The sequence below is a fragment of the Neobacillus sp. SRL179 genome (assembly GCF_984799095.1).
In genome coordinates, this window is record NZ_OZ481792.1 from 4,203,137 (window position 1) to 4,216,598 (window position 13,462).

15 protein-coding genes are annotated in these 13,462 nt (G+C 41.5%); all 15 read right to left on the bottom strand.

Annotated elements, in window-relative coordinates; translation table 11 throughout:
* Nucleotides 1–15 precede the first annotated feature (15 nt).
* From AC4E8C_RS20675 to fliE, 15 genes are read right to left on the bottom strand one after another with little or no spacing between them, the layout of a single operon-like run.
* Complete coding sequence (locus AC4E8C_RS20675; RefSeq protein WP_490208506.1) at nt 16–891, bottom strand: MinD/ParA family protein; 876 nt, start codon at nt 889–891, stop codon at nt 16–18.
* A complete protein-coding gene (locus tag AC4E8C_RS20680) occupies nt 842–1,990 on the bottom strand; it encodes a flagellar biosynthesis protein FlhF (RefSeq protein ID WP_490208507.1) in 1,149 nt (382 codons plus the stop codon). The genes AC4E8C_RS20675 and AC4E8C_RS20680 overlap by 50 nt, the downstream gene beginning before the upstream one ends.
* Entirely contained in the window at nt 1,987–4,035 is a 2,049-nt protein-coding gene (flhA, locus tag AC4E8C_RS20685; protein WP_490208508.1) for a flagellar biosynthesis protein FlhA, read from the bottom strand. Before flhA ends, AC4E8C_RS20680 begins: the two co-directional genes overlap by 4 nt.
* 25 nt (nt 4,036–4,060) lie before the next feature.
* Nucleotides 4,061–5,158: a flagellar biosynthesis protein FlhB gene (gene flhB, locus AC4E8C_RS20690; protein WP_490208509.1), complete on the bottom strand. Its 1,098-nt coding sequence runs from the start codon at nt 5,156–5,158 to the stop codon at nt 4,061–4,063.
* Complete coding sequence (gene fliR, locus AC4E8C_RS20695; RefSeq protein ID WP_490208510.1) at nt 5,155–5,934, bottom strand: flagellar biosynthetic protein FliR; 780 nt, start codon at nt 5,932–5,934, stop codon at nt 5,155–5,157. Before fliR ends, flhB begins: the two co-directional genes overlap by 4 nt.
* A gap of 9 nt (nt 5,935–5,943) precedes the next feature.
* Entirely contained in the window at nt 5,944–6,213 is a 270-nt protein-coding gene (gene fliQ / locus AC4E8C_RS20700; RefSeq protein WP_490208511.1) for a flagellar biosynthesis protein FliQ, read from the bottom strand.
* A 17-nt stretch (nt 6,214–6,230) separates the two neighbouring features.
* Nucleotides 6,231–6,968 carry a flagellar type III secretion system pore protein FliP gene (fliP, locus tag AC4E8C_RS20705; protein WP_490208512.1) on the bottom strand — a complete coding sequence of 246 codons (738 nt, stop codon included), beginning with the start codon at nt 6,966–6,968 and terminating at the stop codon, nt 6,231–6,233.
* A gap of 20 nt (nt 6,969–6,988) precedes the next feature.
* Nucleotides 6,989–7,585: a flagellar biosynthetic protein FliO gene (locus AC4E8C_RS20710; protein ID WP_490208513.1), complete on the bottom strand. Its 597-nt coding sequence runs from the start codon at nt 7,583–7,585 to the stop codon at nt 6,989–6,991.
* Between the two features lie 10 nt (nt 7,586–7,595).
* Nucleotides 7,596–7,937 (bottom strand): flagellar motor switch protein FliN, encoded by a 342-nt coding sequence (fliN, locus tag AC4E8C_RS20715; RefSeq protein ID WP_490208514.1) that lies wholly within the window; start codon nt 7,935–7,937, stop codon nt 7,596–7,598.
* Between the two features lie 23 nt (nt 7,938–7,960).
* Nucleotides 7,961–8,404, bottom strand: coding sequence for a flagellar export protein FliJ (fliJ, locus tag AC4E8C_RS20720; protein WP_490208515.1), 444 nt, complete (start codon nt 8,402–8,404; stop codon nt 7,961–7,963).
* Nucleotides 8,401–9,729 (bottom strand): flagellar protein export ATPase FliI, encoded by a 1,329-nt coding sequence (gene fliI / locus AC4E8C_RS20725; RefSeq protein ID WP_490208516.1) that lies wholly within the window; start codon nt 9,727–9,729, stop codon nt 8,401–8,403. Before fliI ends, fliJ begins: the two co-directional genes overlap by 4 nt.
* Nucleotides 9,707–10,492, bottom strand: coding sequence for a FliH/SctL family protein (locus AC4E8C_RS20730; protein WP_490208517.1), 786 nt, complete (start codon nt 10,490–10,492; stop codon nt 9,707–9,709). Before AC4E8C_RS20730 ends, fliI begins: the two co-directional genes overlap by 23 nt.
* Complete coding sequence (fliG, locus tag AC4E8C_RS20735; protein WP_490208518.1) at nt 10,482–11,483, bottom strand: flagellar motor switch protein FliG; 1,002 nt, start codon at nt 11,481–11,483, stop codon at nt 10,482–10,484. Before fliG ends, AC4E8C_RS20730 begins: the two co-directional genes overlap by 11 nt.
* 1 nt (nt 11,484) lies before the next feature.
* Nucleotides 11,485–13,116, bottom strand: coding sequence for a flagellar basal-body MS-ring/collar protein FliF (gene fliF / locus AC4E8C_RS20740; protein WP_490208519.1), 1,632 nt, complete (start codon nt 13,114–13,116; stop codon nt 11,485–11,487).
* Nucleotides 13,117–13,159: 43 nt separating this feature from the next.
* On the bottom strand, nt 13,160–13,459 hold the full coding sequence (gene fliE, locus AC4E8C_RS20745) for a flagellar hook-basal body complex protein FliE (protein ID WP_490208520.1): 300 nt from the start codon (nt 13,457–13,459) through the stop codon (nt 13,160–13,162).
* Nucleotides 13,460–13,462: the final 3 nt, after the last annotated feature.

Here is a 13,462-nt window from a genome sequence, read left to right on the forward strand (position 1 = left end):
GAGACTGTATCCTAACTATATTTTTGCAAATCCGGAAATCTTTTGGATAAACCCTTTAATTCCAGAAATCGGATTGCTTTTTGTTTCAACATTTAAATAGATCTTGACAATGTCCTTCATCCATTTTGCCGCTTGAGATTTGGGATATTTCAATAAAAAAGGCATTTGGGCCAGGACAGCTTGAAATACAAGCGCATCATTGGGAATAAATCCAAGAATATCAATCTCTTTTTCTAAAAACTTTTTTGTTACTAAGCGCACTCTATTGGCAATCGCTATTCCTTCCTTAGAGTTGGCCACTCGGTTCACCACCAAACGGACATTTAGGCTGGCATCTTGGTGATGCAATATTTTAATCACGGAATAAGCATCGGTAATCGCTGTTGGCTCTGGTGTTGTCACCAATATAATTTCATCGGCTGCTAAGTGGCACCGCTGTGATTCTTTTGAAAGGCCTGCACCTGTATCGAACAAAACAATATCGGCATAGCCCTGCAGTTTTCCAAGCTCCGAAAATAAATAGTCGGTGTCTTGATCACTTAAATCTAAGATTTCCGTAAAGCTGCTCCCCCCGGAGATAAGTTCTAATCCATTGGGCCCAGTTTCGATCACATCCCAAATGGTTTTTTTATTATTCACCATATCTATCAGATGATAGGCTGGATTCATTCCTAATAAAATTTCCAGGTTAGCCATGCCAATATCCAGATCAATCAAGACCACCTTTTGACCTGATTCTATCAGGCTAAGGGCAAAGTTTACGGCAAAATTAGATTTGCCAACTCCCCCCTTTCCGCTTGTAATCGAGACAACCTTCGTCTTTTTTTCGTGTTGATCATCATTAAATCGCTGATACAATTCTCGCAGCTTTTGTGCTTGATCCTGTTTCATCTTCATCTACTCCCATGATCTTTTTAGCCATATAATCCGCATTTGCCAACATGATGTCTTCGGGGACCCCTTGTCCCAAACTAATAAACGATAATGGGTATGGATAGTGATATACGAGATTAAGGGCGGCCCCGTAACAGGTGCTTTCATCCCACTTTGTTAGAATCACTCGATCAATCTGAACGGATTTCATTTTATCAACAATTTGCTTCATATCCTTCCACCTGGAGGTCATACTGAGGACCAGATGATTTTCTTGCTTTAAGGCTTGAGACAAAAACTCATTGATTTCTCCGATATATTGCTCTTCGAGATAATTTCGGCCAGCGCTATCCATAAAGATCATTTGACAATTCTTTAAATTCAGCAACGATTGGGAAAGCTGGTCAGGACTCTCGACGACCTCAATCGGGATATTTAAAATAGTGGCATAGGTCTTGAGCTGCTCAATCGCCGCAATCCGAAAGGTGTCAGCTGTTAAAAAGCCAACCTTCTTTCGCTGAAATAACACCTGTCTGGAGGCAAGCTTCGCAATCGTAGTTGTTTTGCCGACTCCTGTCGGACCGATGAGTGTGATCAACGTCGCATTGGGATCTAATCCTTCTGGGGCGATGCCATCTTGAAAAAGCTTCGTTAACGTACGCAGAATGATATCCGCCACTTCGTCATCTGTTAGCTGGTCGATAACCGGGTATTGAGCACTAATCTTTTTAAGAATATATTGAACGACTTCCTCATCGACCTCTTGGTCTATAAGCTGTTTTTGCCATTTAGCTAATGTGGAAGGAATTTGCGGCGGCAAGGGGTGTTGAAGTTTAACAAACCTCCCAAGGAGCTGCTCCATCTGGTCGAGGCGTTGCAGAACTTCCGATTCTCCCGGTTCCCTTTTGACCTCAACATCCGCAGCGGGAGCGACGGCCTTTGGCTCAGTGGCCTCTGAGGCTGCAATCACTTCCAGCTGCTTCCGTTTAAACAGACCGAGAAACCCGCCTGTTTTCGTTTCCTTCGTATTGAGTATGACAGCAGATTCGCCTAGTTCCAGCCGAATCTGCTGAACGGCTTGCGGTAAGCTATCTACGATATATCTTTTAATCTTCATGCAGGAACCACTCCATCTTGAAAATGAACAACGCCGATATTCTGAACTTCTACATCTGATTCTAATTCGTTAAACGAAATGACAGGGATATCTTCGTTTATCCGTTCCACAATCTGCTTCATATACATGCGAATTGTCGGTGAGGTCATGATAATCGGCTGGATTCCCACCCTGACCACCTGCTGAATGGTATCATTCAGGGCCATGACCAATTGCTGAATCGTTTGTGGATCTAGGGTAAGATAAATCCCTTGTTCCGTTTCTTGAAGGTTTTCACTGATAACTTTTTCCACCTGAGCATTCACTGTTACCACTTGAATCATTTTTCCAACCGTTAATTGCTGGGTAATCTGCCTTGATAGGCTCTGTCTCACATATTCGGTCAGGTAATCAGGATTTTTTGTGAACACAGCCCAATCGGCAAGGGTTTCTAGGATAACAGACAGACTGCGGATGGAGACTTTCTCTTTTAACAGCTTCTGCAATACTTTTTGAATCTGTCCCACTGATAATAACGATGGAACTAGTTCTTCTATAATAGAAGGAGACGATTCCTTCACTTTTTCAATCAGTTGTTTCGTTTCTTCCCTGCCTAAAATCTCGTGGGCAAACCGTTTGATGGTCTCGGCCAAATGAGTCGTGATGACGGAGGTGGCGTCGACAACGGTATAGCCAAAAATTTCGGCTTTTCGTTTCATCTCATCGTTAATCCATAAAGCCGGGAGACCAAAGGTTGGTTCGACTGTTTCAATTCCCATGATGCCATGGTCTTCCTCCTCCGGTACAAGCATCAGGTAATGATTGAGGAAAATCTCCCCCCTGGCGATCTCATTTCCTTTTAGCTTAATCACGTAAGCATTCGACTCTAAATTAACATTGTCTCGAATCCGGATGATTGGGATGACTAACCCTAATTCAAGGGCAATTTGTTTTCTAATAGCAATCACTCGGTCTAAAATATCCCCGCCCTGCGTGGCATCTGCTAATGGAATCAGGCCTAATCCAAATTCAAATTCCAACGAATCCACTTGAAGCAGATTCAGCACATTTTCGGGACTATTCTCTTCTGTAACAGGCAGATCTGGAAGTTCTTCTAATTCTTCTGCCTCTTTATCTTTTGCTTTTTGCATTTTATAGGCTGCAAATATGAGCAGACCAGCAATACTCCATGTTAATAAAATTCCAATTGGCGTAACTAAGCCAAATAAGGCAATACAGCCAGCCACAACATAAATTAACTTTGGATAGGCAAATAATTGCCGAGTTAAGTCATCGCCTAAGCTGCCATCAGAGGCTGCTCTTGTCACAATAATTCCTGTTGCGGTTGAAATTAACAGTGCCGGTATTTGACTTACCAGCCCATCCCCGACAGACAGCAAGGTAAAGGTATTCGCTGCCGAGGCAAAATCCATCCCCATCATCGTCATTCCAATGATGAAACCGCCGATGACATTGATGAACAAAATGATAATTCCGGCAATGGCATCGCCTTTTACGAACTTGCTGGCACCATCCATGGCCCCGTAAAAATCAGCTTCATGCGATACCTTTTCCCTTCGAGCTCGTGCATCTTTTTCACTAATAAGACCGGCATTTAAATCGGCATCGATACTCATTTGCTTACCGGGCATGGCATCTAAGGTAAACCGTGCTGCGACTTCGGCGACCCGTTCTGATCCCTTCGTAATAACCAAGAATTGAATAATCACGAGGATTAGAAAGATGATAAACCCAATGACGGGATTCCCGCCGATGACAAACTCCCCAAAGGTTGCGACCACATGTCCAGCATCCCCATTTGAAAGGATGGAACGGGTGGTGGATACATTTAACGCTAAGCGAAAGAGTGTCGTTAACAGCAATAAAGACGGAAAAATGGAGAAATCTAACGGTTCCTTTGTATTCATCCCAACGAGCAAGATCGTAATCGATAGTGAGATATTTATAATGAGTAAAATATCTAATAGAATCGTAGGCAATGGGATGACCATCATGACAACGATGAGTAAAACAGCAAGTAATACGGAAATTTCTTTTAACTTCATTTTTCCACCTTATTCCCTGAAAGACTTAGAATTTTCCTTTTAAGCGATAAACATAGGCGAGGATCTCAGCGACTGCTTTAAACAATTCCTCAGGAATTTCTTGGCCAATCTCCACATTGGCATATAAAGCCCTGGCTAAAGGCCTATTTTCGGTTAATATGATGCCATGTGCTTTGGCGATTTCTTTGATTTTTTGGGCCATAAAGTCAACACCCTTTGCAATGACTACCGGTGCCTTTCCATCATTGGCATCATAAGAAATGGCAATCGCATAGTGGGTTGGATTGGTAATGATGACATCTGCGTTTGGCACATCAGACATCATTCTGTTTAGCGACATCGCTCTTTGTAATTCTTTGATTTTCCCCTTTACCAAAGGGTCACCTTCGCTTTTCTTATGTTCATCCTTTATTTCTTGTAATGACATCTTCATTTTCTTCTCATGATCATATTTTTGATAGAGAAAATCGGCTGCACCTAAAACGACATACACAGCAGAAGTAGATATGCCAATTTTGATAATGACATTAAAGAGAAATTCAATGATTTGTGTAATGCCCATTTGGGTAAGCTGCAAAAAGGTCCCGATCTCTTTGTTTAATAAAAAGTAGGCTGTCCAGCCAATCAGGACGATTTTCAAGACATTTTTAAGCAAGTCGACAATCGACCTCATCGAAAAAATCCGTTTCGCTCCTTCAAGTGGGTTGACCTTTTTAAAATCAAATTTCAAATTTTCCGTTGTAAACAAAAAGCCAATTTGTAAATAATTTGCCAATAATCCGACCACAAACAAGAGGAGCAGAATGGGCAAAACGAGTTTAATGGTAAGTACCGTTAGATCGAAAAACAGTTTGTGTGTACTTGCCTCCGTTAAATCAAGTAATAGATAGGAAGTAAAAAGATCGCGAATCAAAACGAGAATATTCGTCCCAAAATATTTTCCATAAAAGAGCAGAAACATAAAAAACGATAGCAGCATGAAGGAAGACGATACCTCGATACTTTTGGCTACTTGACCTTTTTTCCTTGTTTCCCGTCTTTTCTGAGGCGTCGCCTTTTCTGTTTTTTCTCCAGCGAAAAATTGTAAATCTAGTTGAAGTAAAAATGGCTGATTTTCCCTCATAAAGATGCTCCCATCATGCGAATCATCTGACTGATTGCATCGAACATATTGGCAAACAAACGATGGAGCAGCAGGAAAAAGCCAGGCAGTGCTAATAATAATACAAGATAATATACGCCAATTTTCACTGAAAAGCCGACTACCATCAGATTGATTTGCGGTGATGTTTTTCCGATAATACCCAGTACCAAATCCACTAAAAATAAGGTAAATACAATCGGCGCTGCTAGTAAAAAGGCAATGATAAACGAGTTTTTAAACGTTTCAAGTAAAACCGAAGACATTCTGCCATCGATTAAGGCAGGCACAAGTGCATTTACCGGTACCCATTGATAGCTTTCCAGTACACCCTGAATGAGTAAATGATGTCCATCAAGCGAAAATAGAAACAAGGTGGCAATGGCATTTTTTAGCCTTCCTGTTAAATTAACGTTTGTACCTGATTGCGGGTCGAATACCGCCCCCATTGCAAAACCACTCTGCAAATCGATCAAGGTGCCGGCTAGCTGAATCGCATAAAACATGATCGAAGCAATGAAGCCTAAACCTAGACCGACAATCGCTTCCTTCATAACAAGGATCACATATGCGGCTGAGAAGGCAGTCATACTTTCTTGACCGGTTAAAATAGTGACAATCACAGCTAGGAAAAAAGAGAGTCCTATTTTAAAAGGTATTGGAATGGATCTCGACATAAAAATAGGTGCTGTGATAAAAAAACAAGAAATCCGAACCAAAATAAGTAGAAATACAGGCAATTCATTTAACCATTCCATCACAATGGGCTACCCAACAAACTGAGACAAATTGCCAAAGATGTTTTCCGTAAAGTTTAATAACTGCCTTAACATCCAAGGTCCAAAGACCAATAGGCCAATAAAAACGGCGATGATTTTCGGAACAAACACGAGAGTTTGCTCTTGGATTTGGGTAACAGATTGAAAAATACTAATAATCAAGCCAACTGCTAAAGCAATTACTAAAATGGGTGCAGCCACTAGGCCTGTTATATACACACTTTGCTTTGATATTTCGATAACCATTTCCGGTGTCATGATGGTACCTCTCTTATTTAAAAACTGGTGAGTAACGATTTAACAATCAAATGCCAGCCATCGACTAAAATAAATAGCAATATTTTAAATGGCAAGCTGATCAGTACAGGCGGCAGCATCATCATGCCCATCGCCATTAAAATGCTGGATACGATCATATCGATGATCAGAAAAGGGAGAAAAATCATAAATCCCATTTGAAAAGCGGTCTTTAACTCACTGATCGAATAAGCTGGAACTAACACATGCAAGGGAATATCATCGATTGTTTTCGGCTTTTTCTGATTAGAATAATCAAGAAATAAATTTAAGTCCTTTTCCCTGGTGTGTTTTGCCATAAATTCCTTGATTGGTTTGCTTGCTGTATCAAACGCTTGCTCCTGCGTCATCTTTCCATCTATAAACGGCTGATAGGCCTCCTTGTTGATATCTGAAATAACCGGCCCCATTATAAACATGGTAAGGAACAGGGACAAACCAATGATGACTTGGTTAGGCGGCATTTGCTGTGTGCCTAACGAGGTGCGAACAAACGATAACACAATCACAATTCTCGTAAACGATGTCATCAGCAGCAGAATCGCTGGTGCCACAGATAGAACAGTTAAGAGAAGCATGATTTTAATCGAGGTGGCCACTCCTCCTGGTTCAGAGCTTAAATTCACCCCAGGGATAGAGGCATCGAAGGCCGCATAACTAACTTCATGAAAGCTTATGAATAGAAAAGGTAAAATCAAACATATTTTTTTTAGCAACTTAATTCCCGCCATTTTTATTAGTCTTTAAGCTTGTTGATTGGAATACTGGTTGGATGAACCTGATTCATTTGCGAAGCAAAGGTTTGTTCCCAATCCTCGGTTGGTTTCTTTTTAAAGGAAGGGAAGCGCGGCTTATGCTTACTTGCCGTTTCCACAACGAGGGATTGTAAAATGGAATCCTGTTCTTCCCCTGGATCGATTGTTCGAAGCAGCTGGACTTCATTGCCGACTCCTAAGATATATAAAGTTTTCCCGATCATCATTAATTGCAGAGAACGATTGCCGCCTAACGAGTGACCGCCAATTGTGTAAAAGGGTCCTTTTGAATCGATGTGCTTCGATTTCGCCTTCAGAAATTTCAAACACAAGAGTAATAGAATAATAATCGCAGCAAATGAGAAAATAAATTTCATTACCTGCGGTACCAGTGAACTACTTTCACCTGATGTGGTTTGCTTGGCATCCGAATTGGTCTGCCCTTGATCATTCTGATAGGCATCGTAAACCGTGTTCCCTTCCTTCGCAAAGGCCGCGTGATGATGTGGAATGAAAGAAAACAGTAAAACGATGGCCAATGCGAGGGAGATTTTTATTCCTAGTTGACCGGTCTTCACACTCTCACCCCTAATCGTTCATTCTTTCTTCTCGTTCTTGTTTCGAGACAATATCGGTGATGCGAATCGCAAATTTCTCATCGACGACGACTACTTCTGCTTCCGCGACAGCTGACCCGTTGATGACAACATCCACATGTTCCCCTGCTAACTTATCTACTGAGATAATGACTCCTGGTTTAATTTTTAGAATGTCCCTAACCTTCATATTGGTTTTGCCGAGTTCAACAATGAGTTGGAGATTCACATCATCGATCGAGTTTAATTCTTTACTTGGATTGGAGGATTTTATCCCCTCTGATAATGGGGCAAATTGGACAGTTTGAATCCTTTTTGATTGCTTCTCATTCATGTTTGGATGCACTCTTTCTTACTCTAGTTTTTATTGTGATAATAGCGAAGCACGGCCATCTCATCTAATTGATTCTGTTCTTCCTTATTTATTCTTGCAGTATATTCCTCGAGGGATTTTTCCCTCCAGGTACTCCACACCTTTTCTTCCTGGTTTTTAGCTACTAACAGATTTTTTTTCATGGTAAACTCTTTGCTGAGCTCGCAGACCTTTTTTCCGAGTCGCTCAATTTGCTTAGTTAGAAAATGGATATATTGCTCTCGTTCCTGTATGTCGGTTATGCTTAACGAGTTCCGCATCATCGTCTGATAGTCTTGGATATAACGGTCTTTTTTCTCTACCAATTCAAGCAATTGATGTTCGGCTGTTTCTTTAATGGTTTTAATCACATTCATTTCATGAAAGGCCGATTTTGTTTCTTTCTCTTTCATCGTTACGATTTTTTCAAAGCGAAATTGAAAACTCATTTAACCATCTCCCCAAATTGCTGAATCATTGTTTGTATGGAATGTTCTAAGTGGGATGGTTCATTGACTCCTTGCTTTAAGAAGTTATCAATCCAACCCTTATACTTAATCGATAAATCAATTTCCGGGTTTGTCCCCTGTTTATAGGCCCCAATTTTAATTAAATCCTCAGCTTCTTGATAAACGGCCATGTATTGCTTGATAGTCTGCGCGGCATGAAGATGTTCAGGAGTCGAAATGTCCTTCATAACACGGCTAACACTATTTAAGATGTTAATCGAAGGGAAGTGCCCAAGCTGAGCTAATTTTCGATCTAACACTATGTGTCCATCCAAAATCCCTCTAACTGTATCAGCAATTGGTTCATTCATATCGTCACCGTCGACTAAGACCGTATAAAGGGCAGTAATTTCTCCCTTCGGCCCTGTCCCTGCCCGCTCTAACAGCTTGGGCAGCATCGCGAAAACGGAAGGCGTATATCCCTTTGTCGTGGGCGGTTCACCAATCGCGAGGCCAATTTCTCTTTGCGCCATCGCGAAACGGGTGACCGAATCAATCATCAGATTGACACTCAAGCCTTGATCTCTAAAAAATTCAGCAATCGTGGTCGCGATCACTGCGCCCTTGATCCTAACTAAGGCAGGCTGATCACTGGTAGCCACCACCACAACTGATTTTTCCAACCCTTCTTTCCCTAAGTCTCTTTCGATAAAATCAAGCACTTCTCTGCCCCGTTCTCCAATCAGTCCAATTACATTAACATCCGCACTCGTGTTCCGTGCAATCATGCCAAGTAACGTACTTTTTCCGACGCCGCTTCCCGCAAAGATGCCGACCCGCTGCCCTCTGCCAATCGTTAACAGCCCATCAATCGAACGGACCCCCACATTCAAGGGCTGATAGATTCTAGGCCGTTTCAAGGGATTGGGGGGATTGTTGTTGGTCACAACCTCGATTAATCCTGACGGCAGTGGACTTTCATCCATCGGCTTGCCTAAACCGTCTAAAACCTTCCCTAAAAGCTCCATACCTACTTTCACGGTCAATGGTTTCCCTGTAGCAACAACCTCACAGCCTGGGCCAATTGAAACAATTTCTCCTAATGGCATTAACAGAACTCGATTCCCTTTAAAGCCGACCACCTCTGCCTCTAAAGGAGGTTCATGACTAGACGGATAGATTTGACAAACATCCCCCATCCTTACGTCTGGACCTTGTGACTCAATCGTGAGACCGATGACCTGTGTGACTTTTCCATTAATCTTGATCGGGTTAATGGTCTGCAACGTTTGTAAATACTTATCAATCTCCAGCATTTTCTTCATACAAATCATCCTCTAAGGTTTTCAGCAATGCTTGCTTAATTTCTTTTAGCTGGACATCAATGCGGGCGTCAATACTTCCATACGAAGTGCGGATCACACAGCCGCCTTTTTCGATCGAGTGCTCTGGTAAAATTTTCACTTCGATTTGACCTTCCAACGATTCTAGTAACTGTGTCCGTTGGTTTTGAACAAATGAATAATCGTCTGGACTGACACAAATCGAAATCGTAGAGCGTTCATTGGAATAGACCAGATTTTGTTTAATCATGCCAATCAGTATGTCTGGTTTTGTTGATAATTCTTCTTGAATTATTTTAGCGGCAATTTGCACCGATAATTCGATGACAAATGGTTCCGATTCTTGAATAATTTCCTTTTTCTCTTTATAAGCCTTTTCTAATATCTCTTTTGCCAATTCGATTTTAGCGGTGTATTCCTTTTCTGCCTCCTGCAGCCCTTGAGCGTAACCTTCGTTCCACCCTTGACGTTTGATTTCTTCCAGCTCTTGGGTTACCTTTTCTTGCTGGGCACGTGTCCAGTTTTCAAGCTCCATTGCTGCTTTTTCCTTTTCAAGTGAGCTTTGTTCCTGTGCATTCTTCAGAATCGCAGCCGCTTGCTCTTCCGCCTGTTGTAAAAGTTCTTCGGTTGTTTGATCGTTTTGCGCGGAATGAGCTGGATCGACATTTCCTCTCTTTATTGACAGGAAAAGTTTGCTATCAATGACAGGTGGGAGCGATGTTGATTTAACAATCTTAGACGACAACAGCCTCTCCACCTCTCCTCTCAATCATGATGGAGCCCTCTTCTTCTAACTTACGGACAATTCTTACGATACGGCCCTGTGCTTCCTCTGCTTCCTTCAGGCGGACAGGCTGATCGTATTTGCCTTGTTCTTCAAGTAATTCTGCCCGTCTTTTCGAGATGTTTTTATAAATGACTTCTTTTAAATCCTCACTGGCAATTTTTAAAGCTAAATACAAGTCTTCGCTGTCGACATCGCGGAGAATCCGTTGAATCGAGTGATGATCTAGTAGAGCTATATCTTCAAAGATAAACATCTTTCCTTTGATTTCCTCTGCCAAGCTCGGACTTTCCTGTGATAAGGATTCCAAGATATGTTTTTCGGTCCCACGGTCTACACTTGTTAGGATGTTGACAATGTTGTCAATTCCATTATTTACTGTATAATCCTGTGAGGATGTGGTTGCCAGTTTCTCCTGCAGCACTTCTTCAACCTGACGAATGACTTCCGGTGACACGGTGTCCATTAAAGCAATTTTCGTGGCAATATCCGTTTGCTTTTCTTGTGGAAAAGCAGACAGGATGGCTGATGCTTTCTGTGCATCCAGATAGGATAATACCAGCGCAATTGTTTGTGAGTTTTCATATTGCAAAAGGTTTAAAATCTGAACTGGTTCGGCCCTATGTGCAAAGTAAAAAGGCTTCTTTTGATTTTTTTCGGTTGTGCGAGTCAGCATTTCATTGGCCTTCTCTTCACCAAACGAAAGAGCCAGTAAATCCTTAGCAAAATGTTCGCCGCCTTTGGAAACGACATTCCGCTCCGAAGCCATTTTATAAAATTCATCTAAAACTTCTTCTTTCACTTTTGAATCAATCCATTGAAGATTGGCGATTTCTTTCGTTAATAATTCTATTTCGTCTTCTTTCAAATGTTTATAGACCGTTGATGATCCTTCTTTTCCTAATGAAACCAAGAGGATGGCCACTTTTTGAAGCCCCGTTAACTTGCGCATATTACCCCTCCTTTTCGTCCTTTAACCAGTAGCGCAGCAGATCAACGAATTCCTCCGTATTTTTACCCGCTAATTGATTAATTTCATTTTGAACGTTGTTCTTTTTCGTTGTCTCTTCTTCAAATTCCTTAATATTTTTTGCTTCTAGGTATTCAGAGAATGGATCAAGATCTTCATCTTTTTTCCGTTTCATCCATCTCCCTAAAAGAATTCCACCGGCTAGTAAGGCTAAAGCCGCAAGCCCGATTAAGATATAATTTAAATAAGATTGCTTTTGTGACTCAGTGTCCTTTGGTGTGGCTGCCGCCATTTTTCCTGTAAACTCTCTTGGAAATACAGTGATGCGCTTGTTTATATCCGCATCTGTAATTCCGGTATTGGCACCAATTGCCGTTCGCACGACATTTGAAATGATATTGCGGATGTTATCTTGTGTTGCCGGTGTTAATGAACCTGGATTTTTTGGGTTAGGAGGTTCCACCCCGACGTTGATCGTTAAATCATCTATTGTATACGGACTTTGGACAATCTCTTTTGTAATTCGATTGACCTCGTAGTTGACTCGATCCTGCGTTTCCTTGTAATCATTATTGCCGGCATCACCGCTGCTGGCGTAAGCCGGGACATCGCCTTGACCAGTCCCGTCTACTCCTCCGGCAGCTGGTGTTCCTTTGCCGCTGTATTCTTTACTGATTTTCTCCACACTAACGGCGATTCCTTGCTCTGTTCCATCCTTAGGATCCTTGGTGGCAGGTTCCACTAGGCTTTGCTGTGTTTTGACCTTATCAAAATTCAGCTTAGCAAAGGTCTGAACGTAGACTTTATCCTTCCCTAGCATGGTCCCCAGCATCTGCTGAATACTGCGCTGAATATCAGCTTCTACTTTTTGTTTAATATTTCTTTGACTTTCGTAACTGCCAACCCCCACAAAAGAACCTTCATCCTCCGAATCATTTAGCGTTAAAAGCTGACCGTATTGATCGGTAATCACAATATTTTCTTGCGGTAGATTAGGAATACTTTTGGAAGCTAAGAAGTAAAGGGATTTGATCTGCCCCTGTTCTAGTTCCGTGCCTGGTTCTAAGTCAACAATGATAGAGGCACTTGCTTTGTCCTCTTTCTCTGGTCGAATAAAGACACTGTCCTGCGGCATGGTAATCATAACCTCGGCACCTTTTACACCGCTAATCTTGGTCATTAAATTCGCTAATTGTTTCTGAATCGTTTCTCGTTCGATGACGTCTAATTCCTGTTGTGTTACGCCAAACTTCAGGTTCTGGGTTTGTTCTGTAAAACTAATCGGACCGCTTTTGGGCAATCCTTCAGAGGCTAAATTGACAATTAAGTCGGGAGCAGACTCTTTTGGAACAAGAATTTGTGTACCATTATTGGCAATCTTATAGTCTGTGAACCCTTGTTTTTCTAAAACTCCTTTAATCTCACCGATTTCTTTCTGGCTTAAAGTATTAGTATAAAGTGGTACATAATTCGGTTTTAATAGATAGAAAAAAACAAAGCAAAAAACCGCGATTAACGCCAAAAAGGTACCAATGTAGAAGAATTTACTTTTCTTGCTGGTATTCTTCCAAAACTGAACGATTTTTTCCCTAACATCAGCAATTTTTTCTTTCATAAGTCATAGTTCACCAGCTTTCGTGTTAAAACTAAGCAGTTCATTATACTTGCATTCTCATGATTTCTTGATAGGATTCCACTACTTTATCTCTTACTTGGGTGGTCAGCTGGAGAGCAATTTCTGCCTTTTGGGCAGCAATCGTGACATCATGAATATTCTTGATTTCCCCTGTGGCAATTTTTTCAGACATGTTCTCTGATTGAACAATGGTATTGTTAGCGCTTTGCAAAGCTTCTCCCAACATGGCAGAAAAAGATGTCTTCGCAGGTGAAACCGGATTAACTATTGGACGCTTATCCAAAAATGAGGCTGGGTTAGTTAACAATGAATCAATTTTCATTAT

Excerpts from the sequence above, each read along its gene's own strand:
- fliJ (WP_490208515.1), bottom strand. The coding sequence starts at position 8,404 with ATGAGTTTTCAATTTCGCTTTGAAAAAATCGTAACGATGAAAGAGAAA.
- fliN (WP_490208514.1), bottom strand. The coding sequence starts at position 7,937 with ATGAATGAGAAGCAATCAAAAAGGATTCAAACTGTCCAATTTGCCCCA.
- fliG (WP_490208518.1), bottom strand. The coding sequence starts at position 11,483 with ATGCGCAAGTTAACGGGGCTTCAAAAAGTGGCCATCCTCTTGGTTTCA.
- fliE (WP_490208520.1), bottom strand. The coding sequence starts at position 13,459 with ATGAAAATTGATTCATTGTTAACTAACCCAGCCTCATTTTTGGATAAG.
- fliR (WP_490208510.1), bottom strand. The coding sequence starts at position 5,934 with ATGGAATGGTTAAATGAATTGCCTGTATTTCTACTTATTTTGGTTCGG.
- AC4E8C_RS20680 (WP_490208507.1), bottom strand. The coding sequence starts at position 1,990 with ATGAAGATTAAAAGATATATCGTAGATAGCTTACCGCAAGCCGTTCAG.
- fliQ (WP_490208511.1), bottom strand. The coding sequence starts at position 6,213 with ATGACACCGGAAATGGTTATCGAAATATCAAAGCAAAGTGTGTATATA.
- flhA (WP_490208508.1), bottom strand. The coding sequence starts at position 4,035 with ATGAAGTTAAAAGAAATTTCCGTATTACTTGCTGTTTTACTCATCGTT.
- flhB (WP_490208509.1), bottom strand. The coding sequence starts at position 5,158 with ATGAGGGAAAATCAGCCATTTTTACTTCAACTAGATTTACAATTTTTC.
- AC4E8C_RS20675 (WP_490208506.1), bottom strand. The coding sequence starts at position 891 with ATGAAACAGGATCAAGCACAAAAGCTGCGAGAATTGTATCAGCGATTT.
- fliF (WP_490208519.1), bottom strand. The coding sequence starts at position 13,116 with ATGAAAGAAAAAATTGCTGATGTTAGGGAAAAAATCGTTCAGTTTTGG.
- fliI (WP_490208516.1), bottom strand. The coding sequence starts at position 9,729 with ATGAAGAAAATGCTGGAGATTGATAAGTATTTACAAACGTTGCAGACC.